The organism is Herbaspirillum sp. alder98 (assembly GCF_020179755.1).
GTDB lineage: Bacteria > Pseudomonadota > Gammaproteobacteria > Burkholderiales > Burkholderiaceae_D > Herbaspirillum.
The window spans coordinates 47,572-71,166 of record NZ_JAIUCY010000013.1; the positions used below are offsets into that span (position 1 = coordinate 47,572).

Here is a 23,595-nt window from a genome sequence, read left to right on the forward strand (position 1 = left end):
CCCGCTCGCTTCACTCGGTGCGCCGGCCGGGCGCCATCTCGCGCATCAACGCAATATAGCGTTGCGCGCCCAGCCCCAGCGGCTGGTCTTTCTTCCATACCACGTCCACCCACAGCGGCAGCTGGTTGCTGATGTTATCGAAATCGATGGCCGTCAGCTGACCGGCCGCTATCTGCGGTTGCACCAGGCTCTGCGGCAGGTAGGCCCAGCCCAGGCCTTCTCGCACCATCGACATCGTCGCCAGGTGGTTATCGCTGCGCCAGATGCGACGCGCCAGAAAGAAGCGCGGGTCCGAGATGCTGGCGTCGCGGCTGGCCACCGCAATCTGGCGGATGTCGTACAGGTCTTCGTAGCGCAACTTGGCGGACGAGCCGGCCAATGCCGGATGCCCGGGGGCGATGACCGCCACCATCATCTCGCTGGTCAACTCCTGAAACGCTTCGCGCTCGTTGCCGGCGTGGCGTTCGAACACCACCGCCAGCTGCGCCGTGTCATCGTGCAGCATGCGCATGGCGTCTGCCTGGGGCGACGACAGCACCTCCACTTCCAGTGACGGGAACTCGGTCGCCAGCACTGCCAGTGGCTTGGCCCAGGGCACCGACAGCAATTCGGGCGCGACGGCCAGCGTCAATTTGCGCTCCAGGCCCTGGTGCAGCGACAGGGCATGGGCGTCGAGCTGACGCAGTTGACTGGCCAGCAGGCGCGCGTCTGGTTCCAGCGCACGCGCCATGTCGGTGGGCCGGGCATCGCGTGCGGTGCGATCGAACAGTACCAGATCGAGTTCGGCCTCCAACTGCCCGATGGTCATGCTCACTGATGACGGCACCCGCCCCAGCATGCGTGCTGCGGCCGAGAACGAACCGCAGTCGAGCACGGCCAGGAACACTCTTACGCTATCGCTTGAGAAGCTCATGTTGTCATTCTGGTTATCAATTAAATTGAAAGAAGCTAACTTCTTCTTTCAAAAATTAAACCATAAAATGCGTTTCGTTCCCAAGGGCGGTCGATTCGAGGCCTGCCAGCTACATCGTTACCGGAGTTTTTCCATGCAAGGTTTCAAGCGCAAATTTGTCTACGCCTGCCTGTTCGAGGCATTGGCGATCCTGTTCACCACCTTCGGCCTGTCGGTCATCGGCGGCCATGACAGCGCCCATTCGACGGCGGCCGCAGTGGCCTCGTCGACGGTGGCATTCGTATGGAATTTCATCTTCAACGGCGCCTTCGAGCGCTGGGAAGCCCGGCAGCCGACGCGCGGGCGCAACTTCAAGCGGCGCATGGTGCATGCCATCGGTTTCGAGGGCGGGCTGGTGATGATGCTGGTGCCGTTGTTTGCCTGGTGGCTCGACATCAGCCTGTGGAACGCCTTCGTGCTCGACCTGGGCCTGATCGTCTTTTTCATGGTCTACACGTATCTGTTCAACCTGTTGTTCGATCGCCTGTTCGGCCTGCCCAGCTCGGCCATGCCGATCCCCGAGCATTGAGGCAATGCGGCTGGCGGGACTACCCGGTTTCGGTGATGGACGCTCCCCCGGGCAGCCCCTATTATCGGGTCGACAAGTTGGGAGTGCCCTGCAGCCAGTTCGCGCGGGGGCGACCATATAACAATCAGGGCCTGGCCCATGGTTTGCACAGTGCTGGCGACGCGTCGGCACGTTTTTTTTCCGGGATGGCAAAAGCGCAGGTGGAATGGAGGGGGAAGCGCGCACATGACGCGTCTCGGGCCTCGCGCTTGATCGGCCTGGCTGGCCGAGCCTCCCGGAAAGCCTTTTCTGGCGCCTCTCTTCAGGTTTTCCCTGAGTCCAATTCGTTGTAAATATGGCTTTTTTGCCAAAGCAGGGTTTTTCCTGATGCTTATGGTTGTGCTCTCGGGTTTCGCCCGATGTCGCCGGTCCGCTCCCGAAATTAAAGTACATCCATACCCGCTGCACACAGAAGTCTTCGCAGGGTGTGAGGACAACGCCGGGACACAACACAGGGAGAATCACATGTTTGCCAAGAACAACCGCATCGTCGCCGCTTCCATCGCCGCCATCGTCCTGGCCACCAGCGCTCCGCAATCCTTCGCCGCTACCGCAACCGGCTCGCTGACCATCAGCGCCAACGTCGTTGCAGCCTGCACCGTGGTCGGTTCGGCCATCGCCTTCGGCGCCTACACACAAGCTGTGGTGAACCAGACCGGTGGCATCACCGTGCTGTGCACCAACGGCACCGCCTACAACGTCGGTCTCGACGCAGGTACTGGCGCCGGCGCCACCACTGCTGCCCGCAAGATGACCGGCAGCGGCGGCGGCACCCTGAACTACGCGCTGTATCGCGATTCGGGCCGCACCAACAACTGGGGTTCGACCATCGGCACCGACACCTTGACCGGCACCGGCAGCGGTTTGATCCAGTCGCTGACTGTGTATGGCCAAGTGGCTGCCGCACAGACTCCGCTGGCTGGCACCTACTCGGATACCGTTACCGTCACACTGACTTACTGATTCAGATTCACGGGCTGACGCTGCCGCGAGCAGCGAGGCCTGGCAGGTTCTATATCGGGGAACACCCGGAGGGGGTTGCGGCGCACTTCAATGAAGTGCGCCGTTTTTTTTTGTCGCTTTATCCCTGTCGACAACAGGGATAAGGTCATCGCTTTTCCTTCTAGAATTGAATCTTTTCGTGATTTGAGATTCTTCTCGAATGACAAGGACAGCAATTGTCCGCCCGCCACCCATCCGGCAGCCTCCGTGCTCTTCGTCAAGAAGGGCGATCCATTCCATCATCGGAGCAATGCCATGCCATATTCCCTGCCAGCCCTTCCATACGCCTACGATGCGCTCGAACCGCACATCGATGCGCAGACCATGGAAATTCACTACAGCAAGCACCATCAGACCTACATCAACAACCTCAATGCCGCCGTGGCCGGCACCGAATGGGAAAAACTGCCGGTCGAGCAACTGGTGGCGCGCGTCAAGGAAGTCCCCGACAACCTGCGCGCGGCGGTCATCAACCAGGGCGGCGGTCATGCCAACCATTCGTTGTTCTGGGACGTGATGAGCCCGACCGGCGGCGGCAAGCCCGACGGTAACCTGGGCGCAGCCATCGAGTCCGAACTGGGCGGTTTCGACGCCTTCAAGGAGGCCTTTACCAAGGCTGCGATCTCGCGTTTCGGCAGTGGCTGGGCGTGGCTGTCGGTGACGCCGCAGAAGAAACTGGTGGTCGAGAGCAGCGGCAACCAGGACAGTCCGCTGATGAACGGCAATACGCCGATCCTCGGACTGGACGTCTGGGAACATGCCTATTACCTGCGTTACCAGAACCGCCGTCCTGAATATATCGGCGCTTTCTACAACGTCGTGAACTGGCCCGAAGTGGCGCGTCGCTACGCCGCCGCGATCGCCTGATCGCGGGCGCTGTCGGTGATCACCGCCGCCAGCAGCCGCGCCGCCTGTTCCAGGCGGTGCGCGCTGAATCCTCCGAATCCCAGTACCAGTCCCGGTCGTGCCGTGTCCGCCGCAAACATCGGCGAGACCGGCCGCACCGCCACACCTGCGAGGGCGGCCCGGTGCGCCACGGCGCGGTCGTCCAGCGCCGGGTGCAGCCACAGCAACACGTGCATGCCCTGGTCGCTGGGCTGCAGCCAGGCCAGTTGCGGGCTCAGCAATTGCGCCAGCAATGCGATCAGTTGCGCGCGCTGCTCGGCATAGATGCCGCGCACGCGCCGGATGTGGCGCTCCAGATGACCTTCGCCGATGAAGGCGGCCAGCACATGCTGGTCGGCGCCGGGCGGGCTGCGATCCATCAGGACCCGAGCGCCGCAGAAGGCCGGCACCAATGCCGGCGGCGCGATCAGGTAGCCTAAACGCAGCGACGGGTAGAGCACCTTGCTGAAGGTGCCCAGGTACACCACCCGCTCCGGGTCCAGGCCCTGCATGGCCGGGAAAGGGTGGCCGCTGTAGCGCAACTCGCTGTCATAGTCGTCCTCGACGATCCAAGCGCCGGCCGCGCGCGCCCAGGCCAGCAGCGCCTCGCGCCGGGTCATGCTGAGCGGCATGCCGAGCGGATATTGATGCGAAGGCGTGACAAAGGCCGCGCTGGCACCGGGCGCCAATTGCTCGCCCGCCGTCACCACGATGCCTTCTTCATCGACCGGCACCCGCACCGCAATGGCGCCATGACCGCTCTGTTCGAGGATGGAGGTGATGCCGCCATAGGCCGGATTCTCGACCCATGCGCGCTGGCCCCGGTCGAGCAAGACCTGGCAGGCCAGGTACAGTCCCTGCTGGGTGCCACCGGTGACGATCACCTGCGACGCGTCGCAGCGCACCGAGCGCGACTTGCGCACATGTTCGGCAATGGCCTGGCGCAATTCGAGCGCGCCTTGCGGATCGCCGTAACCGGCCGGCGCGGCCGCGCCGCGTGCCCGCAAGCGATTGCCCAGGCGGCGCCAGGCGTCGTCCGGCGCGGTGGCGCCCAGTGGCACCGAGATCGCGAAGGGCACATGCGGCAGCGGACGGAAATCAGCGGCAATCCGGGCCAGGGCTGCTGCTGCCGCCGGCAATTGCGGCGCGGGCGATGCGGCCGGGGGCGCCGCCGGCGGCGTCTCGGGCATGGGCGCCACGCGGGTGCCGGCGCCGGCGCGCGTCTCAAGAAAACCTTCGGCCACCAATTGCTCGAACGCTTCCACCACGGTACCGCGCGCCAGTTGCAAGGCCTGCGCCAGCATGCGGGTAGAGGGCAGGGTTTCGCCCGGTCGCAGGTCGCCACGGCGGATTGCCACCCGCAACGCCTGCGTCAATTGCATGGCCAGGCCCCCGGCATTGCGGTCCAGCGCACCGAGCACGGGCAATTCGGGAAGGCGGGCTTTGCGTGCCATAGTGGTCTATTGAAATAGTGTGAAACTGGACCTGAATATTAATCCGGTTTCGTCGCACAATACTTGTCATCATTCATCCCTTGCCCGCCATACGCCATGTACATCCCCGCCCATTTCGACGAGTCGCGTCCCGACGTGTTGCATCAGCTGATGACCGAACATCCCTTCGGCACGCTGGTGTCGAACAGTGCCGCCGGGCTTGACGCCAATCATCTGCCGTTCCACCTGGATCCGGCGCAAGGCGCGCTGGGCACCTTGCACGTCCATGTGGCGCGTGCCAACCCGCTGTGGCAGGAACTCAAGGACGGCGACGAGGTGCTGGTGATCTTCAGGGCCGGCGACGCCTACATCTCGCCCAGCTGGTATCCCAGCAAGGCCGAGCTGCACCGCCAGGTGCCGACCTGGAACTACATGGTGGCGCATGCGCATGGCCGGGTGCGCATCCGCGACGACGAGCGTTATGTACGCGGCATGGTGGCCCGCCTCACGCGCACCCACGAGGCCACGCTGCCGGCGCCCTGGAAGATGTCGGACGCGCCGGCCGAGTTCGTCGACACCTTGTTGCGCGCCATCGTCGGCATCGAGATCGAGATCACCCGGCTGCAGGGCAAGCGCAAGCTCAGCCAGAACAAGGACGAACGCGATCTGCGCGGCGCCGGCCAGGCGGTGGTGGCGCGCGGTGGCGCAAGCGGCGCCGATGCGGTGGGGCAGGCCATGCTGGCGGCAGCCGATGCCAGGTCCTCGTCCGACCCCGCCGCGCGCTGAAAAAAAATCCCCCGGACCTTGCGGGCCGGGGGAATAAATCCAAATCCACAGGATTCAGAGGAGACGACGGTTTCGCGACAACGATCAGATCAACGGCGAAATTCGGTACGGGAGCAGCGCGTGGCGCCAGGCTCAGAATTGTGAGGCGAAGCTGGCGGCGCGTTCTTGCGACACGCGGGCCAGTGGATGGCGGTTCCAGCGCGACTCGGCCACGCGGTGGGCGATGCCCAAAAAGACCATCACGACAACAGAGGTGCAGCCGAAGGTTGCTAACAAGTAGGTGCTGAGCATGATCTTCTCCTGGGGGCGCTGAGATGTTTTCGATGTGTTCATCTTAGTTGTCGCCTCCGCGGCTGGCATTAGTACATTTCCTGAGAACCCACCTCATTCGCCTCAGGTAAAACCTGAGGCGTTGCATCATTGTCTTGTCGTCTTGCCATGAAACGCCTGTTTGGAGGTGTGACCGATGCCGGGGTTGAAACAATTGCAAGGGTCCAGCGCCTCGTAGTGCGCGCGCAGCGCCGGCTTGGCGTAGTAGAGATGGCCCACATTGTGTTCGGCCGGGTATTCGGCGCCGCGCTGGTCGAGCAGGGTCCACATCTTGTGTTCCAGCGCCATGCAGTCATGACCCTTGCGGACGATGTAGTCCTGATGGAACACGTGGCACAGGAAGTGACCATAGTAGAGCTTCATGATGAGCGGCGCCTCGATCTCGGGCGGCAGGGTCTCGATCCAGTCGCGGTCGTTGCGGCGCAGGGCGATGTCGAGCGCCAGGATGTCCTCGACCTCGCGATGATGGACTGCCCGATAGCGGTTGGCCGCGCCCGCTGCGGCAAAACGATGCAGGAAGGCCTTCTTGCCTTCGTCCGGCGTGCATTCGAAGAATTCGCCACCGCCGCCCTGGCCGAAATGGCGCGCCAGCAAACTGCGCGCCTCGGCCGCGCCGGCGGCGCTGACCTTGAGCATGAGATGGTGTTCGAAGCGACGCTGGTAGTCGCGCAGCCGCGCCGGCAGATGGTCGGGGAAAAGACGGCTGCCTGCCTGCAACAGCCGATCGGCCAGGTTCCTGGGCAGCAGCGGGATGCGCTCGAAGAAGGCATCGCAGCGCGCCTTGAACGCGAACAGCCCGGGCAGCCGCGCGGTGCCCAGGTGATGGATCATCAGGAAGGTGTCCTTGCCATAGTCGGCGGCCACCGTGAAGGCGTCGCGGTGCAGGTATTCGCCCGAGATCGGCAGGTGTTCGAAGTTGCCCAGCATCTCGCGCCGCAGTTCGGTCAGGTCGTCGGCGGTGTTGCTGCCGATGTAGAACACCACCGCACCTTTCTCGGCGGGGAAGGTATCCAGGCGCACCGCGAACACCATCACCTTGCCGGCCGAACCGGACGACTCGAACAGGCGCGAGGCATCGGCATTGAAGCGCGCCGGGGTCGCGGCGTCGATCTCGCGCACATGCTCGACATAACCGTGGTCGTGCCCGGCGGCGAAGTCGGACACCACCGCGTCGGGGGCGAACTGGCCGCGTTGCAGTTGCTCCAGGATGGCTTCCTCGTCGCCCGCAAGGGTGATGCCCAGGTGATTGACCAGATGCAGCTGCCCGCTCTCGTCGACGCGGGCAAACACCGACATCTCGGTATAGGCCGGACCGCGGCGTACCAGCGCCCCGCCGGAGTTGTTGCAGACGCCGCCGAACACCGAGGCGCCGATGCAGGAAGAGCCGATCACCGAATGCGGCTCGCGGCCCAGCGGCGCCAGCGCGCGTTCCAGCTGGTCCAGCGTGGCGCCCGGCAGGCACACCACCTGGCGCGCATCTTCGATCAAGTGGATGGTGTTCATGCGGGTGGTGCTGATGATGACGATATCGCGGTCGTAGTCATCGCCGTCCGGGGTGGAACCACCGGTGAGGCCGGTATTGGAGGCCTGGGCGATGACGATCACATCGGCGGCGATACAGGCCTTGAGCACCCGCCATTGTTCGACCAGTGAAGCGGGGCGCACCACCGCCAGCGCCTGGCCGCTGCCAAAGCGAAAGCCGGTGCGATAGTGACGGGTCTGGGCGGCGTCGGTGAGCACATGGGGCTGGCCGACAATGGCAGCGAGTTCGGCCACCAGGCCGGCACTACGCGATGAAGCAGGGGACATGCAGGTGACTCCTTGATGAGGGCCGGGGCGGTTGCGTATTTTATGCTGGCCGCATCAGGAGGATGATCAGGTGATTTACTTTCACCTTCAGTCTGAATATTTATCTCGTGGGCTGAACAAGACACTGGGCCCTGACGTTCGTCAGGGCGACGGGGGGGCGAGTGTCAGATAACCCGTCGTACCGGCGCAGGCCGGTACCCAGTGTCTTCTTCGGTGTCTTCTTCAGTGTCTTTTTATAACGCTGGGATCAATAACGTTCCAGCCAATGCGCATAAGGCGCCGGCAAGGTCCACGAAGCGCGATCGATGCCGATTTCCTTGGCCGCGAAGTACGCCCAATGCGGATTGGCCAGGTGGGCGCGGCCCACCATCACCAGGTCGAGTTGCTGCTCCTTGACCACCCGCTCGGCGATCTCGGGCGTACCGAAACCCCAGGCCGACGACACTGGCACATCGGCTTCGCGGCGCACCCGCTGGGCGATCGGGCCGAGGAAGGCCGGACCCCAGGGAATATGGGTGTCGGGGATCACGAAATTGACGCTCACGCTGAGCATGTCCATGCCGGCCGCCTTGAACTGGCGCACCAGGCCGATCGATTCGGCCAGCGTCTCTTCGTCGCGGCCGTCATATTCGATCACGCCGAAACGCACCGTCAGCGGCAGGTTCTCGGGCCACACTTCACGCACCGCACGCAAGGTCTCGAGCAGGAAACGGCCACGGTTCTCGACGCTGCCGCCATAGATGTCATCGCGCTGGTTGCTGTGCGCCGAGAAGAAGCTCTGCGCCAGGTAACCGTGCGCAAAGTGCAGTTCCAGCCATTCGAAACCGGCGTCGCGGGCGCGCACCGTGGCATCCACGAAGTTCTGGCGCACGCGGGCGATGTCGTCGGTGTTCATCGCGCGGGGCGTGCGCGGCAGGCCGCGACCGAAGGCAATCGCCGACGGTCCAATGGTTTCCCAGGCGCGGGCGTCGTCGGCGGCAATGTGATCGTCGCCTTCCCAGGGTTTGTTGGCGCTGGCCTTGCGTCCGGCGTGGCCGATCTGGATTCCCGGCACGGCGCCGGCGGCCTTGATGGCCTGCACCACCGGCACGAAAGCCTGTGCCTGCTGATCATTCCACAGGCCCGTGCAACCCGGGGTGATACGGCCTTCCGGCGCCACGCCGGTGGCTTCGACGATGACCAGGCCGGCGCCGCCGCGGGCCATGCTGGCGTAGTGCGACAGATGCCACTCGTTGGGCACGCCATCGACGGCCATGTATTGGCACATCGGCGGCACCGCGATGCGGTTGCGCAGGGTGACATCCTTGAGGGTGAACGGTTCAAACAGGGCGGCCATGACGATCCTTTTGCAAAATGACAATGGGCATGACGCTGTCTCGTGACGGGACAGACGGCATCAGTATTCATAAATATTCGTTAGTTCGAATATATACGAACTATGGAATTCGCACAAGCCAACGGTGTATCATGTCGTCATGCGTCCCTATAAACATCCTGCGGCCGGCGAACTGGTGCTTGAGCGCGTGCTGTATGCGCTGAGCGATTCCATTCGCCTCGATATCGTGCGTCACCTGGCGCGCGTCGAATGCGCCACCTGCGGCGAACTCGATGGCGGTCGCCCCAAGTCGACCGTTTCCCACCACTTCAAGGTGCTGCGCGAAGCGGGGCTGGTGTTTACCGAAAGTACCGGCACCAGCCACATGAATACGCTGCGACGTTCCGAGTTGGATGGTCGCTTCCCGGGTTTGCTTGCCGCCATCCTGGCGCAGCACTGAAGCCGAAACCGGGGCCCTTCTCACGCACTGCAACAAGCTTCGTATAATGAACGCCACTGATGCGGCGACATGATTCCGCACGGAAACTGTGACGGGGCGTGTTAGAAAATGCACAAGGGGCGAAATGGAGCAGTCTGAATCTGACGAGGCGGTGGAACCGGTGTCATTGGCGCCGGTGCTGCTGGTGGAGGACGACCCGGCTTCGCAACAGCGACTAAGCGATATCCTTTGCGCGCTCGGCTGCTCGCCGCAAGACATCTTCTGCGCCGCCACCGTGCAGGCAGCCGGCGCGCTGCTGGCGCAACGCAGCTTCAGTTGCGCACTGATCGATGTCGGTTTGCCCGATGGCAGCGGTATCGATCTGATCGACCAGATGCGCGAACGCCATCCGGCGGTGCAAGCGGTCGTCATCTCAAGTTTCGGCGCGCGTGACGTGGTGTTCTCTGCGCTGCGGGCCGGCGCCATCGGCTACCTGATGAAAGAGCGCAGCGACGCCGAGCTGATGCTGCTGCTGGCCTCCATTCGTGCCGGCGGCGCACCGATCGACCCGTTTGTCGCGCGCGATATCCTGGCGCTGGTGAATCGGCCCGCCGTCCCGGTGCCGGACGCGCCGCCGCCCATCAAGCATCCCCTCAGCAAGCGCGAGCTGCAGATACTGCAGCTGGTGGCACAGGGCCTGACCAATCGCGAGATTGCCGAATCCGTCGAACTCTCCACCCAGACCGTCGAATGCCACACCAAAAGCATCTATCGCAAGCTATCGGTAGGCTCTCGCACGCAAGCCGTCTATCGCGCACGCCAGCATCGCCTGTTGTCCTGATCGTCCTGCTGTGGTGCTTGTGGCTGGCCTGGCCGCAGCAGTCGCAGGCAATGACGCACGCCTGGCCCCGGGCCGAAGCGGTGCGCGCCGGCTGGGACAGCGTCGCCGCCCCTGAGACCGGCTGGACCAGCGTCAGCTTGCCGGACAGCTGGGCCCAGCGCTGGCCTGGCTTCGACGGCGTGGTGTGGTACCGCATCCGCTGGCAAGCCGATGACGCCCGCCCGATCGGACTGATGATGACTTACCTCAACATGGCGGGCTCGGTCTATCTGAATGGCACCGTGATCAGCCAGGACCCGCGCCAGGTCGAACCGCTCACGCGGGCCTGGAACATTCCGCGCTACTGGCTGCTGGCGTCACCGCTGCTGCGTCCCGGCCAGAACGAGTTACTGATACGGGTGGCGGGCATGGCGGCGTATCAGCCGGGACTGGGGCACATTACCAGCGGCGCTCCCGATGCCGTGGCAGCGCTCTATGATCGCGAGCTGACGATGCGTCGCACGTTGCCCATCGTCGGCCTGGCCGCCACGGCCATCCTCGGTATCTTCTTCTTCGCAGTGTGGCTGTTGCGCCGTGAGGAAGTGGCCTACGGCTGGTTTTCGTTGATGACCAGCGCCTGGATGCTGTTCGGCCTGAACCACGTGGTCACCTCGCCCTGGCCGTTTTCCACCAATGACGGCTGGCAGTCGTTCAACAGCCTGTGTTTCCTGTTGTTCGCCCTGAGCTTCTTCGTCTTCTTCATGCGCGCCTGCGAACGCCGCCTGCCGCGTACCGAGCGTGGCCTGGGCGTGTTGTTCGTACTGGCCTGCGTCGCCTCGGTGTTCATGCCGATACCGGTGGCGGCTGCCTGGCGCGCCGTGCTGCTGCTGTCGGGCACCTTGCTGGTGTGGCTCACGGCGCCCGTGTTCGCTTTTGCCAGTCGCCGGCGCAGAACACCGTATCGAGGGCTGATGCTGTTTTTCCTGCTGGTCGTGGTGGTCGCCGGCGCGCATGACCTGCTGGTCTATTTCGAACTGACCGACAGCAAGATCTACGTCACCTTCCTGATGTCCTATCTGTTGTTGATCAACATGGCGCTGACGCTGGCGTGGCGCTTCGTGTCCAACCTGCGCCGCATCGAAGGCTTCAATCGCGAGCTTGAACACAATGTCCGCACGGCACGTGACGAACTGGCCCAACACCTGCGTCAGCAGCACCAGCTGGAGCTGCGCAACGCCAAGCTCGACGAACGCCTGGAGCTGGTGCGTGACCTGCACGACGGCCTGGGCGGCACCCTGGTGGGCAACATCGCGGTACTTGAGCGCAGCCCCGCGCAAGCATCGACTGGCCGCGCGCTGGAAGTCCTGCACAGCCTGCGCGACGACCTGCGCCTGATCATCGACAGCGCCGCCGGCGACGACTATCGCGACCAGACGATGGCGCAACTGGTGGCGCCGCTGCGCCATCGCCTGGGCACGCTGCTGGAACAGAACGGCATCGCCTGCCGCTGGCAGCTGGAAGGACTGGAGCAGATGCAACCGGGCGCCACGCGCGGACTCGACATCCTGCGCATCCTGCAGGAAGCGTTGACCAATGTGCTCAAGCACAGCGGCGCCGACCAGGTCGACATCGTCATGCGCTACGCCGACGGGCGCCTGGCGGCCAGCGTCACCGACAACGGTCATGGCTGGCGCGAGCACTGCGCCGGTGGTCGCGGCATGGCCAGCATGCAGGCAAGGGCCCGACGCCTGGGGGCGGTGCTGGAGGTGTCTCCCGAACAGCACCGGATTGCCTTCGCATTCGATGCTGGCGCGCATGGCGCCTGATATCTTCGCGCTCAGTGATCCTGGTCGGCCTCATCCACATCGTGGCCTTCGACTTCCAGCATGACCGAGTCGTCACCGATGTTGCGTCGGTGATAGCCGATACAGGCCCGACGAAACACCTGGGCGGTGTAGCGGATTACCGGCCGGGCATCGATCAGGTGCCACTGCGAGATCACCATCGGCTTCGGTTCGGGCAGCCCCAGCTGGACCAGCTCGCCACTGCGCAATTCTTCCTTGACCAGCAGTCCCGGCACCACCGCCACGCCGAGTCCCTCCTTGACCAGCGACACCAGGGCGGCCAGCGATGGCGTGCTGGCGATGCGGACATCGGCCGCTGCGATGGCATGGCTGGCGGCCATCTTGTGGATCAGGTTGACCGTGACGTTGTAGGGCGCCGAGTTGCTCATCTGCGTCATCAACGGGTGGCGGAAGACTTCGGCGACATCGGCCTCGGGCGCCAGCAGCCCGCTGCGCGATACCCAACGGTTCTTCAGCGACAGCAGGTTCTCGCTGACGATGTGGGGGCCAATCGGATCGAGCCCGATGCAGATGATCAGGTCCAGCTCGCCATCGGCCAGGCGGCGGATCAGGTTGGACGTCAGGTCCACGGTGAGGTCGATCTCGATGCCGGGGTAGAGGGCGCGCATCTGCCGCATGAAATCCGGCAGCAGCGTCAGCACCACGGTCTCGATGATGCCCACCCGGACCCGTCCCGAAATGACCTCCGATTGTTGCGCTGCTTCGCGTAATTCCGCGACCGCCTTGAGCACCGTTTCGGCATAGGGGCGCAAGCGGCGACCGGCGTCGGTCAGGGTCAGGGCATTTTGCGTTTTCTCGAACAGCTCCACCCCCAGTTCTTCCTCCAGGCTGCGAATCCGGACCGAGATGGTGCTGGGCGTGGCGTGCAGTCTTTCCGCCACGCGTCGGAGTTGCGGCGTGCGCGCCAGTTCGATGAAGGTTTCGAGGAATCTGCTGTTCATAGGGTTTCGTGCATGCACTAAATGCGGGAATTTTCTGCACCGGAAATGGTACTGCCAAGGTGCCGTCGATGATGCCGGATCGCAAGCACGGTCGCATCGCAGCCTCGCCGCTGGCCGCGCGGCGAATACTGCGCAGCACCATTTTGGGTGTTCGTTTTTATCGAACACCCTTGTAGTTTATTTCTTGATGGACGCCACGACCATCACTTTCTATAGTCCTCGCCAAGCCAGTGCCGACGCGCATTACCAGTGTGTCCGGCCAATCTGGACGCCCACTTCCCGGACACATCAACGAGGACTGAACCATGCTGCAATCGCCACCGCAAGTTGCGCTCACTGCGCAGCACTTCGAAGAGATCGGCGCGCCTTCCATCGACGCCATCGCTGCCGCCGCCAAACGGATCGCGCCTTATGCCAGCAACACGCCGTTGCTGGAAAGCCCCGCCATCAATGCCCTGACCGGCGCCCGCGTACTGTTCAAGGCCGAGGTGCTGCAACAGGCAGGTTCGTTCAAGTTTCGTGGCGCTTGCAACCGCTTGCTGCAATTGAGCGCAGCGCAGAAAGCGGCGGGCGTGGTGGCTTTTTCGTCGGGCAATCATGCCCTGGCGATTTCGACCGTGGCGCGCATGCTGGACATCGCCGCCACCATCCTGATGCCCTCGGATGCGCCGCGCACCAAGATCGAAGGCGCACGGCGCAACGGCGCCACCGTGCGCCTGTATGACCGCAAGACCGAGGACCGCGAGGCCATCGGCGCCGAGATCGCCGGTGCCAGCGGGGCCGTGATCGTGCCACCTTACGACGATCCTTTCATCATGACCGGCCAGGCCACCGTGGGCCTGGAGACGGTCGAGGCCGCGCGCGCCGGCGGCGTCACCCTCGACGCAGTGCTGGCCGCCTGCAGCGGCGGCGGCCTGGTCGCCGGCGTGGCGTCGGCGGTGCGTGCGCTGTCGCCCGCCACCCGGGTGTATGCGGTGGAACCGGCCGAGTTCAACGAGCTGCAACGCTCGCTGGCCAGTGGCCAACCGGAAAAGAACCCGCCTGATGCCCGCTCGATCTGCGATGCACTGCAGGTCGCCAGTCCCGGCAAGCTGACTTTTCCGGTCAATCGCGCCTTGCTCGCAGGCAGCCTGTCGGTGACGGATGACGAGGTACGACACGCCATGCGCGTCGCCTTCGAGCACCTGAAGCTGGTGGTCGAGCCAGGTGGCGCGGTGGGCCTGGCGGCAGTATTGGCCGGCAAGTTCGATCTCGCCGGCAAGACCATCGCAGTCGTGTTGAGCGGCGGCAATGTCGACGCCGACATGTTCGCCGGCGTGATTCATCCCTGAAGTCTCCTGTTATCTATTGCGGAACCTACCATGCTCGACAAGAACTCCAATCGCTACACCAACGTGTCACGCACCATCGACGACTTCATGCGCCTCGACTACACCGGCGTGGGCCTCATCGGCAAGCTCTACCAGGCGCTGCAGAAGCGTCAACCCGGCTATTGCTGCATGGGCGCCGCGGAGCGCCTGGTCGAGACCGCTCGCGCCAACCCCAATGCGCCGATGCTGATCGCCACCGGCTTTCCCGAAGGCGGCGGGGTGCCCGAGACCGATGGCCCGGTGGGCGCTGCGCTGCTGGCGCGCGCGCTGTTCATGGGATTGGGTGTGATTTCGGTGATCGTCGTCGATGAAGACTGGGTCGACATGATGACTTCCACCTGCATGGGCGCGGGCATGTCGCCGCGTCCGTTGCCGGCCTCGGGCGAGGCGGCGCCCATCGAATTCCTGCGCCCGGTGTACATCAAGAGCGTGCCCAAGGATGCCGTTGGCTGTCACCGCATCGGTGACGAGCTGCTGCGTGTGACCGCACCATCGCTGCTGCTGTCGATCGAACGTCCGGGTTGCAACAGCAACGGCTTGTATCACGGCCTGGGCGGGCGGCCGCTGGATGGCATGGTGGGCGACCTCGACTACCTGTTTCGCCAGGCCAGGACGCAAGGCATTCCTACCATCGGCATCGGGGACGGCGGCAACGAATTGGGCATGGGGGTGATCGCCGAAGACCTGCCGGGGTTCTCTCCCAAGGCGGTGGACTGCGGCATTCCCGGTCGCGGTGGCGTCGGCGCGGCTACTGCCGCCGACTGGCTGGTGGTTTCCAACGTTTCCAACTGGGGCGCCACCGGTATCATCGCAGCGCTTTCGGCCCTGCTGGAAAATCCACACGTCTTCCACGAGCCTGAACTCGAGGTGCGCGCCACCGAACAGTGTGTATTCAACGGTGGGGTGGATGGCATGTTCATGGCGCCGGAACCGGCCAACGATGGCATTCACGTCAGGGAATGGGAGGGGATGGTGCGCAGCCTGCGCGGTAGCGTGCTGCGCGCCATGGGGCATTCGATCAACTGGAAGGGCGACCAGGGCGACTGGAGGCAACTCAAATGAGTGTGCCCCCGATCCTGTCGGTTGCCGCGGCCCAGATCGAGACGCGCCTGGCCACACTTGGGCTGGCATTGCCGACGCCCAGCGTGCCCCGGGGAAGCTATGTGCCCTGGGTCAGGAGCGGCGCCCTGGTGTTCGTGGCCGGGCAGGGCCCGCGCCTGGACGGCAGGCTGCTGCATGCCGGCCAGGTCGGCATCGATCTCGACCTCGAACAGGCCCGCGACGCGGCGCGCCTCTGTGCGCTGAACCTGGTGGCGCAACTCAGGAGTGCCTGCCAGGGCGACCTGGGGCGGGTGACGCAAGTAGTGCGCCTGGCCGGCGTGGTCAATGCGGCCATCGGCTTCAGCGATCACGCCAAGGTGCTCGATGGCGCCTCCGACCTGATGCATCAGCTATTCCAGGAACGGGGTTTGCATGTCCGCATGGCGACGGGAGCTTCATCGTTGCCGTCGAACATGGCAGTGGAGATCGAAGCGGTGTTCGAGATCGCGTGACGACGCTGATGACAAGTGTCCGGCGCTCGATGGCGGCGGACGATCAACCAAACAGAAAGCAAACCGGAAGGGAAACATGAGCACACTCACCATGGCCACCGATTTCGATACGCCATCCAGGACGGCGGTCTATCGCAAGGTCGCATTTCGCATCATGCCGTTTCTCATGTTGTGCTACGTGGCGGCGTATCTGGACCGCATCAACATCGGCTTCGCCAAGCTGCATATGCTCAATGACCTGGGCTTCAGCGAAACCGCCTATGGCCTGGGCGCTGGCCTGTTCTTCATCGGTTACCTGTTGTTCGAGGTACCCAGCAACTTGTTGATGATGCGCATCGGCGCCCGCAAGACTATCTCGCGCATCATGATCCTGTGGGCCTTTGTGTCGGCCGCGTTTGCCTTCGTCGAAACGCCGACCCAATTCTATGTGCTGCGCTTCCTCCTGGGCGTGGCGGAAGCCGGCTTCTATCCGGGCGTGATCCTGTACCTGACCTACTGGTTCCCCTCCACCCGACGGGCCAAGATGGTGGCGCTTTTCGTGGGTGCGGTGCCGCTCTCGGGCATGTTGGGGGCGCCGCTGTCGGGTTCCATCATCACCATGGCGCAAGGCTTGCACGGCCTGTCGGGCTGGCAATGGATGTTCATCATCGAGGCGGTGCCTTCGTTGTTGCTGGGCTTGTTGTGCCTGAAGTACCTGGATGACCGGCCGGCCGACGCCGGCTGGCTCCAGGCGGACGAAAAGGCGCTGGTCGAGGCCGACCTGCAGGCTGAACGTGAACGCACCAAGGGCGATGCCGCCACCGGCTCGCTGCGCGCCACGCTGCAAGATCGCCGGGTGTGGAAGATGACCGCCATCTGCTTCTGTTCGGCCATCTGTTCCTACGGGGTGTCATTCTGGTTGCCGACCCTGGTGGCGCAATTGAAGGTGGGCGACGTGATGCACGTCGGTCTGTATACCGCAGTGCCCTTCACCGCCGCCTTCATCTGCATGTATCTGATCGGCCGCAATTCGGACCGGACCCGTGAGCGTCGCTGGCATCTGGTCGGCCCCTTCGCCTGTGTCTGCCTGGGTCTGTGTTCCAGCATCTGGTTACATGATTCGATGGCTTGGGCCTTGTTTGCCCTGTCGGTGGCGGCAGTGGGCGCCTACAGCACCACGGCAATGCTGTTCAGCATTCCAGGTCTGTTCCTGTCGGGCGTCGGCATGGCCGCAGGGATTGCCGCCATCAACTGTATCGGCGGCCTGGGCGGCTTCGTCAGCCCCTATATGGTCGGCCTGGTCAAGGACATGACCGGCAGCACCGACAACGGCGTGTACTTCATTGCCTGCATTGCCGTCGTCGGTGCTGCATTGACATTGACCCTGCCCAAGAAGCTGGTCAACCGCTAGGCAGAGCCGCCTGGCGACGCCAAGGATGAGCTCGAGGAGAATGGCAGGCCGTTGGCCTGCCGTCTTTGGTCGACACCCTGTGCTAGCATGCGTTGATTCGATCAACAAGCAGAACAGGCAATCATCCCCATGGCGCAATACGGCGTCACTTATCGTGGCCGCAACATCACCGTCGTCACCACCACCGATGCGCGCAGCGACCTGGTGCGCTGCGTGGTCACCATCGACGGCGTGGATTATCCCGACCTTCGCGGCAATCCGTTCCGCGCAGCCGCCACGGCCCAGGTGACCGGCGCCGGCTTTGCACGCGCGCTGATCGATGCCGAACTCGATGGCGATGCGGTCGCGTATCACGGCTATTTCATCAAGCTCAGCGCCAACCTGCAACGCGACGGCAGCTGGGTGGGCAGTTATCAATTCCACCGCAATGACAACCCGGTGCCGTTCCGGCGCGTGGTGTGCGACGACTTCCACGGCAATACCCAGGTGGAAGCCGAAGAGCACGCCATCGTCCTGGCGCGCCAGGCGCTGGATGCCGATATCGCGGCCGGACGCCTGTAAATCATTGGCGGCGACGTCGGGACTGCGGGAAGTCTCGCATGCTGAATGCACCGCGCAGAACAATATTCTGTGCGGTTCATACGCGTCAGTTTGCATCATCCATAGCGCCAGTACGCTTTATGCTTGCCAGTGAATCCAACCCATCGGCCATCCACGGTCGGCGGGCGTCAATCCACATTTCATACTGGAGCAAAAACATGGCGTTGAAAGACTTCAAGGTTCTCACGTTCGATGTCGTGGGCACCCTCATCGACTTTGAAGGCGGCATGCTGGCCTACCTGCGCCGCGCGGTTCCCGACAGCAAGATCACCGACGAGGATTTTCTGGCCGCCTACCGTGCAGCGCGCAGCGACGGCAACACCGGTTGGTACCCTGACGACCTGGAACGCTGCTGGCATGTGATTGCTCCCGGGCTGGGCTTGCCCGATAACGACGCGGTGGCGCGCGGCTTGCGCGACTCGGTGGCAGACTGGCCGGCTTTTCCCGACTCGGTCGAGGCGCTCAAGCGCTTGCGCAAGCATTTCAAGCTGGTCACCATGACCAATGCCCAGACCTGGGCGCTGGAACACTTCGCACGCACGCTCGGCGAGCCCTTCGACATGCTGCTCAGCTGTGACGACGCGCTGTGCGAAAAGCCGGATCCGCAATACTTCGCCTATGCGCTGGGCCGCTTCGAGGGCGCCTGGGGCCTGCGCCGCAACGATAACCTGCACGTGGCGCAAAGCCAGTATCACGATATCGGCGTGTCCAAGCGCCTCGGCATCACCACCTGTTGGATCGAGCGTCGCCACGGCAAGACCAGTTCGGGCGGCACGATTGCCTCTGAACATACCGTGCCGGACTATCATTTCCATACCCTGGCGCAGTTGGCCGATGCCGTCGATGCCGGTCAGTGAGGCGCACAGCATGAGCATTACCATCCTCTCGCAATCGGCCACGGTGGGTGGCCTGGAAGACTGGGGCACGCCGGCCCGCTCGCTCTCCGAGGTGCCCTGCAAGCTGTCCGGCATCGAGGTCGACCTGGCCGGCGCGGGCGAGAACCGCACCGGTATCTGGGAGTGCCAGCCCGGCAGTTTCGAGCGCCAGCTGGCCAATGCCGAACTGATGCATATCCTCACCGGTGAATGCACCTTCACCCCGCAGGGCGGCGAGGCATTGTCGATCAAGGCCGGCGATACCCTGTTCTTTCCGGCCAATACGTTCGGTCAGTGGAATGTCATCCAGACCATCCGCAAGGTCTATGTCGTGATGGCGTCACCGCACTGACATCGGGCAACCCATTTGTTCGCTGCAGCAAAAGACAGCAGGAGCGCGCCGGCATTTTTTCAGATGCGGCGCGTTTTTTTTTCGTCAGTTGATCGCGATCCCGCTGGCCGTCCGCGCCACGACTCAAAAGCGTGCGTCACGCATCGTTTTGTGGCACGGCTTGCTGCATTCGCACATCGCCCGTGCGCTCAGCACGACATGCTGTGGGCAGTCCCCCAAACCGCAGCATGTGAATGGCTCGCATTGTAATTCGGTACATGGTTGGGCAATCGGCGTGATGTAATCGTCCTGTCAGATCACGCTGCCCTTACCCACAAGACACGACGATGAAACTGGAATCCTACTGGACCGATTCGGCACCGCAGTTCATGCCAAAAGGCGCCAACCTGCCCGCGCAGGTTGACGTGGCCATCATCGGTGGCGGTTTTACCGGCTTGTCGGCAGCGCTCGAGATGGCGCGTCGTGGCGCCAGCGTGGCCGTGTTCGAGGCGGGCGGCATGGTGGCCGCCGAGGCATCCGGGCGCAATGGCGGACACGTCAACAACGGACTGGCGACAGACTATGCCGAGATGGCGGCCAAGGTCGGCGTCGAGCGCGCTCGCAACTGGTATCACGCCTTCGATAGCGCCGTCGACGCGGTCGAGCAACTGGTGGCGCGCGAACAGATCGATTGCGACTTCCTGCGCCAGGGCAAGCTCAAGCTGGCCACCAAGCCCGGTCAGATGGCAGGCCTGCAGCGCATGGCCGATCGCCTGGTCGCCGACGGCGTCGACAGCGATGTCGAGATCTTCGACGCTGCGCAGGTGGCAGCGGAAGTGCAAAGCGACCGGTTTTGCGGTGGCTTGCTCTACAAGCGCAGCGGGCAGATGCACATGGGACGCTTCGCCCATGGACTGGCCGGCGCGGCCGAGCGTGCCGGCGCACAGATTCACCTGGCCGCCGAAGTGCGCCGCATCGAACGCATCGGGGGCGAGGCGCATCGCCTGCATACCGCGCGCGGCGACGTCAGCGCGCGTCAGGTATTGCTGGCCACCGGCGCGTCGCGCCATGGCAGCTACGGCAGCTTTGGCTGGCTGCGTCGTCGCATCGTGCCGATCGGCAGCTTCATCGTGGTCACCGAACCGCTCGGCGAAGAACGGGCACGTGCCTTGCTGGCGGTGCGCCGTACGTTTGTCACGGTCGCCAACATTCACCATTATTTCCGCCTGACCAGCGATCACCGGCTGGTGTTCGGCGGTCGCGCCCGCTTTGCCATTTCCAGCCCGCAGTCCGACGCCGCCAGTGGCGAGATCCTGCGCGCCGGCCTGGTCGAGACCTTCCCGCAACTGGCGGGCGTGCGGCTGGACTATTGCTGGGGCGGGCTGGTCGACATGACGCAAGATCGCCTGCCGCATGCCGGCCAGCGCGACGGCTTGTATTACTCGATGGGCTATAGCGGGCATGGCACCCAGATGTCGGTGTACATGGGCCAGCAGATGGCGGCCGTGATGGCCGGCGATGCCACCGCCAACCCGTGGCGTGAACGCGCCTGGCCGGCGATTCCCGGTCACGTGGGGCCGCCCTGGTTCTTGCCGGCGATCGGATTGTATTACCGCATGAAAGACAAGCTGGCCTGATGGCCGGCTGGACCACATCAGGTGCAACTGCAGCACGACCTTCAACCTACGGCCTCAACCCTTCAGGAGCAACAGAGCATGAGCGACAACAGCAAGAAGAGCTTGGACAACATCGTCGGCGCCAGCGAAAGTCTGCGCCTGATGGACTGTATGAAGCGCGGCGCTTCGCGTCGCGATATTCTCAAGATGTTGCTGGCGGGCGGCATGCAGGCCGGTCTGGCCGGTGGCCTGGCGAGTACCGCCATGTCGGCCTATGCGCAGACGCCGCGCCGTGGCGGTCGCATCCGCGTCGCCGGTGACACCGCCGCCGTGACCGACACCCTGGACCCGGCCAAGCAGTCCAACAAGACCGACTATTGCCGTGGCACCATGCTCTACAACGGCCTGACCGCGCTGGACGCAACCCTGACGCCACAGCCGGCGCTGGCCGAGTCGTTCACCACCAAAGACGCCAAGGTATGGGTGTTCAAGCTGCGTCGCGATGTCACCTTCCATGACGGCAAGCCACTCACCCCGGCCGACGTGGTGTTCTCGATCATGCGTCACAAGGACCCGGCCACCGCGTCCAAGGCCAAGTCGCTGGCCGACCAGATCGACAGCGTCAAGGAGAGTGGTCCCAACGAAGTCACCATCACCCTCAATTCGGCCAATGCCGACTTGCCGGTGGTGGTCGGCACCTTCCACTTCCATATCGTCAAGGCCGGCACCACCGACTTCAATGCCGGCATCGGCACCGGTCCTTACAAGCTCAAGGAATTCAAGCCCGGCGTGCGCTCGCTGGTGGTGCGCAACGATGCCTACTGGAAGCCCGGCAAGCCCTATCTCGACGAGATCGAGTTCGTCGGCATCGGCGACGAGAGCGCCCGCGTCAATGCATTGCTGTCGGGCGGCATGGACCTGGTGGCCACGCTCAACCCGCGCTCCATCGACCGGGTCAAGAGCGCTGCCGGCTATGCCGTCTTCGAGACCCAGTCGGGCGCCTATACCGACCTCATCATGCGCAAGGACACCGGCCCCGGCGCCAACCCCGATTTCGTGCTGGCGATGAAGTACCTGCTCGATCGTGAACAGATGAAGAAGACCATCGCCCTGGGCCATGCCGTGATCGGCAACGACCAGCCGATCGATCCCACCAACCGCTTCTACCTGGCAGGCCTGCCGCAGCGCACGATGGATCTCGACCGCGCCAAGTTCCACCTGCAGAAATCGGGCGTGACGGGCAAGGTGCCGGTGGTGGCTTCGCCGGCGGCGATGTATGCCGTCGATATCGCCACCGTCATGCAGCAGACCGCCCAGCGGGTCGGCCTGGAGCTGGATATCAAGCGCATGCCGGCCGAAGGTTACTGGTCCAACCACTGGCTCAACAGCCCGGTCGGGTTCGGCAACGTCAATCCACGCCCCAGCGCCGATGTCCTGTTCACGCAGTTCTTCCTGTCCAGCGCGCCGTGGAACGAATCACGCTACAAGAGCGCGCAGTTCGACCAACTGCTCACCAGCGCCCGCGCCGAAGTCGACTTCAACAAGCGCAAACAGATGTATGGCGACATGCAAACCATGGTCAATGCCGACGCCGGCATCGGTATTCCGATGTTCCTGGCCAGCCTCGATGGCCACAGCACCAAGCTCAAGGGCCTGTCGCCGATCCCGCTGGGTGGACTGATGGGGTATTCGTTTGCCGAGAACGTCTGGCTCGACGCCTGATGCGATCCCTCGCTAGGAAAGTCATTTCATGAACCTGGTCATTGTGAAATTGCTGGCGCAGCGTCTGGCGCTGGCACTGGTCTCGTTGCTTGCGGTGTCGCTCATCGTCTTTTCCATCACGGCGGTGCTGCCGGGCGATGCCGCGCAAGAGCAACTGGGCCAGGACGCCACCCCTGAAGCACTGTCGGCCCTGCGCGCCCAGATGGGGCTGGATGTGCCGGCGCCGACGCGTTACCTGCGCTGGCTGGGCGGTATCGTGCATGGCGACTTGGGCGTGTCCGCCACCACCCAGTTGCCGGTGACCGAGCTGATCGGCAGCCGGCTGCCCAATTCGCTGCTGCTGGCGGCGGCGACCGCCTTGTTTTCGGTGCCGCTGGCGCTGGCCCTGGGGATCGCCTCGGCCATGTGGCGCGGCTCATGGTTCGATCGCCTGGTGTCCGGCGGGGCGGTAGCGGTGGTGTCGGTGCCTGAATTTCTGGTCGCCACGCTGGCCGTGCTGGTGTTTGCGGTCAAGTTACGCTGGCTGCCGGCGCTGTCCTATGCCAGCGACATCGAATCGCTGGGACAGATGTTGCGGGCCTTCGCGATGCCGGTATTGTCGCTGTGCTGCGTGATCATCGCCCTGATGTTGCGCATGACGCGCGCGGCCGTGATCGACCAGCTTGACGCGCCCTACATTGAAATGGTCCGCCTCAAGGGCGCTGCCGCCATGCGCATCGTGCTGGGGCACGCATTGCCCAATGCGGTGGGGCCGATCGCCAATGCCATCGCCTTGTCGCTGTCGTACCTGCTGGGCGGCGTGATCATCGTCGAAACCATTTTCAACTATCCCGGCATCGCCAAGCTGATGGTCGATGGCGTCTCGCAGCGCGACATGCCGCTGGTGCAGAGCTGCGCCATGATTTTTTGCATCGGCTACCTGGTGCTGGTGACGGTGGCCGACGTCTGCGGCATCCTGGCCAACCCGCGCCTGCGGCATCGTTGATTGAAAAG

23 protein-coding genes are annotated in these 23,595 nt (G+C 63.9%); 17 read left to right on the forward strand and 6 right to left on the reverse strand.

Annotation, left to right across the window (positions count from 1 at the left end; genetic code table 11):
- Positions 1-10: 10 nt before the first annotated feature.
- Entirely contained in the window at positions 11-913 is a 903-nt protein-coding gene (locus LBW87_RS21595) for a LysR family transcriptional regulator (protein WP_225203535.1), read from the reverse strand.
- Positions 914-1,046: 133 nt separating this feature from the next.
- On the opposite strand from LBW87_RS21595, the gene LBW87_RS21600 reads away from it, so the two are divergent.
- The 3 genes from LBW87_RS21600 (at position 1,047) to LBW87_RS21610 (ending at position 3,389) form a co-directional block, all read left to right on the forward strand.
- Entirely contained in the window at positions 1,047-1,481 is a 435-nt protein-coding gene (locus LBW87_RS21600; protein ID WP_225203536.1) for a PACE efflux transporter, read from the forward strand.
- A gap of 504 nt (positions 1,482-1,985) precedes the next feature.
- On the forward strand, positions 1,986-2,483 hold the full coding sequence (locus LBW87_RS21605; RefSeq protein WP_225200858.1) for a spore coat U domain-containing protein: 498 nt from the start codon (positions 1,986-1,988) through the stop codon (positions 2,481-2,483).
- Positions 2,484-2,777: 294 nt separating this feature from the next.
- Entirely contained in the window at positions 2,778-3,389 is a 612-nt protein-coding gene (locus tag LBW87_RS21610) for a superoxide dismutase (RefSeq protein WP_225203537.1), read from the forward strand.
- Here the strand turns inward: LBW87_RS21610 and LBW87_RS21615 are convergent.
- Complete coding sequence (locus LBW87_RS21615; RefSeq protein ID WP_225203538.1) at positions 3,368-4,861, reverse strand: PLP-dependent aminotransferase family protein; 1,494 nt, start codon at positions 4,859-4,861, stop codon at positions 3,368-3,370. The genes LBW87_RS21610 and LBW87_RS21615 overlap by 22 nt on opposite strands.
- A 96-nt stretch (positions 4,862-4,957) precedes the next feature.
- On the opposite strand from LBW87_RS21615, the gene LBW87_RS21620 reads away from it, so the two are divergent.
- Entirely contained in the window at positions 4,958-5,626 is a 669-nt protein-coding gene (locus LBW87_RS21620) for an FMN-binding negative transcriptional regulator (protein ID WP_225203539.1), read from the forward strand.
- A 132-nt stretch (positions 5,627-5,758) separates the two neighbouring features.
- Here the strand turns inward: LBW87_RS21620 and LBW87_RS21625 are convergent, their stop codons facing one another.
- The 3 genes from LBW87_RS21625 to LBW87_RS21635 all read right to left on the reverse strand — a co-directional run bounded on the left by LBW87_RS21625 (position 5,759) and on the right by LBW87_RS21635 (position 9,101).
- Complete coding sequence (locus tag LBW87_RS21625) at positions 5,759-5,917, reverse strand: hypothetical protein (RefSeq protein ID WP_225203540.1); 159 nt, start codon at positions 5,915-5,917, stop codon at positions 5,759-5,761.
- A 126-nt stretch (positions 5,918-6,043) separates the two neighbouring features.
- On the reverse strand, positions 6,044-7,765 hold the full coding sequence (dld, locus tag LBW87_RS21630) for a D-lactate dehydrogenase (RefSeq protein ID WP_225203541.1): 1,722 nt from the start codon (positions 7,763-7,765) through the stop codon (positions 6,044-6,046).
- 247 nt (positions 7,766-8,012) lie between these two features.
- A complete protein-coding gene (locus LBW87_RS21635; protein WP_225203542.1) occupies positions 8,013-9,101 on the reverse strand; it encodes an NADH:flavin oxidoreductase/NADH oxidase in 1,089 nt (362 codons plus the stop codon).
- Positions 9,102-9,240: 139 nt separating this feature from the next.
- On the opposite strand from LBW87_RS21635, the gene LBW87_RS21640 reads away from it, so the two are divergent.
- From LBW87_RS21640 to LBW87_RS21650, 3 genes are all read left to right on the forward strand, one after another.
- Positions 9,241-9,540 carry an ArsR/SmtB family transcription factor gene (locus LBW87_RS21640; RefSeq protein WP_225203543.1) on the forward strand — a complete coding sequence of 100 codons (300 nt, stop codon included), beginning with the start codon at positions 9,241-9,243 and terminating at the stop codon, positions 9,538-9,540.
- 124 nt (positions 9,541-9,664) lie between these two features.
- Positions 9,665-10,360 carry a response regulator transcription factor gene (locus tag LBW87_RS21645; protein WP_225203544.1) on the forward strand — a complete coding sequence of 232 codons (696 nt, stop codon included), beginning with the start codon at positions 9,665-9,667 and terminating at the stop codon, positions 10,358-10,360.
- Positions 10,361-10,410: 50 nt separating this feature from the next.
- Positions 10,411-12,165, forward strand: a complete 1,755-nt coding sequence (locus tag LBW87_RS21650) for a 7TM diverse intracellular signaling domain-containing protein (protein ID WP_225203545.1) — start codon at positions 10,411-10,413, stop codon at positions 12,163-12,165.
- A gap of 11 nt (positions 12,166-12,176) precedes the next feature.
- On the opposite strand, the gene LBW87_RS21655 is transcribed toward LBW87_RS21650, so the two are convergent.
- The gene (locus LBW87_RS21655; RefSeq protein WP_225203546.1) at positions 12,177-13,145 is read right to left on the reverse strand and encodes a LysR family transcriptional regulator; all 969 of its coding nucleotides are present in this window, start codon (positions 13,143-13,145) and stop codon (positions 12,177-12,179) included.
- 305 nt (positions 13,146-13,450) lie between these two features.
- On the opposite strand from LBW87_RS21655, the gene LBW87_RS21660 reads away from it, so the two are divergent.
- The 10 genes from LBW87_RS21660 to LBW87_RS21705 all read left to right on the forward strand — a co-directional run bounded on the left by LBW87_RS21660 (position 13,451) and on the right by LBW87_RS21705 (position 23,587).
- Positions 13,451-14,476, forward strand: coding sequence for a threonine/serine dehydratase (locus LBW87_RS21660; protein ID WP_225203547.1), 1,026 nt, complete (start codon positions 13,451-13,453; stop codon positions 14,474-14,476).
- 30 nt (positions 14,477-14,506) lie between these two features.
- Positions 14,507-15,577, forward strand: coding sequence for a DUF4392 domain-containing protein (locus LBW87_RS21665; protein ID WP_225203548.1), 1,071 nt, complete (start codon positions 14,507-14,509; stop codon positions 15,575-15,577).
- Positions 15,574-16,068 (forward strand): RidA family protein, encoded by a 495-nt coding sequence (locus tag LBW87_RS21670; RefSeq protein ID WP_225203549.1) that lies wholly within the window; start codon positions 15,574-15,576, stop codon positions 16,066-16,068. The genes LBW87_RS21665 and LBW87_RS21670 overlap by 4 nt, the downstream gene beginning before the upstream one ends.
- A gap of 76 nt (positions 16,069-16,144) precedes the next feature.
- On the forward strand, positions 16,145-17,458 hold the full coding sequence (locus tag LBW87_RS21675; RefSeq protein WP_225203550.1) for an MFS transporter: 1,314 nt from the start codon (positions 16,145-16,147) through the stop codon (positions 17,456-17,458).
- 129 nt (positions 17,459-17,587) lie between these two features.
- Positions 17,588-18,019, forward strand: a complete 432-nt coding sequence (locus LBW87_RS21680; protein WP_225203551.1) for a hypothetical protein — start codon at positions 17,588-17,590, stop codon at positions 18,017-18,019.
- A gap of 197 nt (positions 18,020-18,216) precedes the next feature.
- A complete protein-coding gene (locus tag LBW87_RS21685; protein WP_225203552.1) occupies positions 18,217-18,915 on the forward strand; it encodes an HAD-IA family hydrolase in 699 nt (232 codons plus the stop codon).
- A gap of 10 nt (positions 18,916-18,925) precedes the next feature.
- Positions 18,926-19,285, forward strand: coding sequence for a cupin domain-containing protein (locus tag LBW87_RS21690; RefSeq protein WP_225203553.1), 360 nt, complete (start codon positions 18,926-18,928; stop codon positions 19,283-19,285).
- A 326-nt stretch (positions 19,286-19,611) separates the two neighbouring features.
- Positions 19,612-20,901: an NAD(P)/FAD-dependent oxidoreductase gene (locus LBW87_RS21695; protein ID WP_225203554.1), complete on the forward strand. Its 1,290-nt coding sequence runs from the start codon at positions 19,612-19,614 to the stop codon at positions 20,899-20,901.
- A 78-nt stretch (positions 20,902-20,979) separates the two neighbouring features.
- The gene (locus LBW87_RS21700) at positions 20,980-22,602 is read left to right on the forward strand and encodes an ABC transporter substrate-binding protein (protein ID WP_225203555.1); all 1,623 of its coding nucleotides are present in this window, start codon (positions 20,980-20,982) and stop codon (positions 22,600-22,602) included.
- A gap of 28 nt (positions 22,603-22,630) precedes the next feature.
- Positions 22,631-23,587, forward strand: coding sequence for an ABC transporter permease (locus LBW87_RS21705; RefSeq protein WP_225203556.1), 957 nt, complete (start codon positions 22,631-22,633; stop codon positions 23,585-23,587).
- The last annotated feature ends 8 nt before the right edge of the window (positions 23,588-23,595 follow it).

What these genes read in the sequence shown, in the direction of transcription:
- LBW87_RS21595 (WP_225203535.1), bottom strand. Translation starts at nt 913, where the DNA reads ATGAGCTTCTCAAGCGATAGCGTAAGAGTGTTCCTGGCCGTGCTCGAC.
- LBW87_RS21600 (WP_225203536.1), top strand. Translation starts at nt 1,047, where the DNA reads ATGCAAGGTTTCAAGCGCAAATTTGTCTACGCCTGCCTGTTCGAGGCA.
- LBW87_RS21605 (WP_225200858.1), top strand. Translation starts at nt 1,986, where the DNA reads ATGTTTGCCAAGAACAACCGCATCGTCGCCGCTTCCATCGCCGCCATC.
- LBW87_RS21610 (WP_225203537.1), top strand. Translation starts at nt 2,778, where the DNA reads ATGCCATATTCCCTGCCAGCCCTTCCATACGCCTACGATGCGCTCGAA.
- LBW87_RS21615 (WP_225203538.1), bottom strand. Translation starts at nt 4,861, where the DNA reads ATGGCACGCAAAGCCCGCCTTCCCGAATTGCCCGTGCTCGGTGCGCTG.
- LBW87_RS21620 (WP_225203539.1), top strand. Translation starts at nt 4,958, where the DNA reads ATGTACATCCCCGCCCATTTCGACGAGTCGCGTCCCGACGTGTTGCAT.
- LBW87_RS21625 (WP_225203540.1), bottom strand. Translation starts at nt 5,917, where the DNA reads ATGCTCAGCACCTACTTGTTAGCAACCTTCGGCTGCACCTCTGTTGTC.
- dld (WP_225203541.1), bottom strand. Translation starts at nt 7,765, where the DNA reads ATGTCCCCTGCTTCATCGCGTAGTGCCGGCCTGGTGGCCGAACTCGCT.
- LBW87_RS21635 (WP_225203542.1), bottom strand. Translation starts at nt 9,101, where the DNA reads ATGGCCGCCCTGTTTGAACCGTTCACCCTCAAGGATGTCACCCTGCGC.
- LBW87_RS21640 (WP_225203543.1), top strand. Translation starts at nt 9,241, where the DNA reads ATGCGTCCCTATAAACATCCTGCGGCCGGCGAACTGGTGCTTGAGCGC.
- LBW87_RS21645 (WP_225203544.1), top strand. Translation starts at nt 9,665, where the DNA reads ATGGAGCAGTCTGAATCTGACGAGGCGGTGGAACCGGTGTCATTGGCG.
- LBW87_RS21650 (WP_225203545.1), top strand. Translation starts at nt 10,411, where the DNA reads ATGACGCACGCCTGGCCCCGGGCCGAAGCGGTGCGCGCCGGCTGGGAC.
- LBW87_RS21655 (WP_225203546.1), bottom strand. Translation starts at nt 13,145, where the DNA reads ATGAACAGCAGATTCCTCGAAACCTTCATCGAACTGGCGCGCACGCCG.
- LBW87_RS21660 (WP_225203547.1), top strand. Translation starts at nt 13,451, where the DNA reads ATGCTGCAATCGCCACCGCAAGTTGCGCTCACTGCGCAGCACTTCGAA.
- LBW87_RS21665 (WP_225203548.1), top strand. Translation starts at nt 14,507, where the DNA reads ATGCTCGACAAGAACTCCAATCGCTACACCAACGTGTCACGCACCATC.
- LBW87_RS21670 (WP_225203549.1), top strand. Translation starts at nt 15,574, where the DNA reads ATGAGTGTGCCCCCGATCCTGTCGGTTGCCGCGGCCCAGATCGAGACG.
- LBW87_RS21675 (WP_225203550.1), top strand. Translation starts at nt 16,145, where the DNA reads ATGAGCACACTCACCATGGCCACCGATTTCGATACGCCATCCAGGACG.
- LBW87_RS21680 (WP_225203551.1), top strand. Translation starts at nt 17,588, where the DNA reads ATGGCGCAATACGGCGTCACTTATCGTGGCCGCAACATCACCGTCGTC.
- LBW87_RS21685 (WP_225203552.1), top strand. Translation starts at nt 18,217, where the DNA reads ATGGCGTTGAAAGACTTCAAGGTTCTCACGTTCGATGTCGTGGGCACC.
- LBW87_RS21690 (WP_225203553.1), top strand. Translation starts at nt 18,926, where the DNA reads ATGAGCATTACCATCCTCTCGCAATCGGCCACGGTGGGTGGCCTGGAA.
- LBW87_RS21695 (WP_225203554.1), top strand. Translation starts at nt 19,612, where the DNA reads ATGAAACTGGAATCCTACTGGACCGATTCGGCACCGCAGTTCATGCCA.
- LBW87_RS21700 (WP_225203555.1), top strand. Translation starts at nt 20,980, where the DNA reads ATGAGCGACAACAGCAAGAAGAGCTTGGACAACATCGTCGGCGCCAGC.
- LBW87_RS21705 (WP_225203556.1), top strand. Translation starts at nt 22,631, where the DNA reads ATGAACCTGGTCATTGTGAAATTGCTGGCGCAGCGTCTGGCGCTGGCA.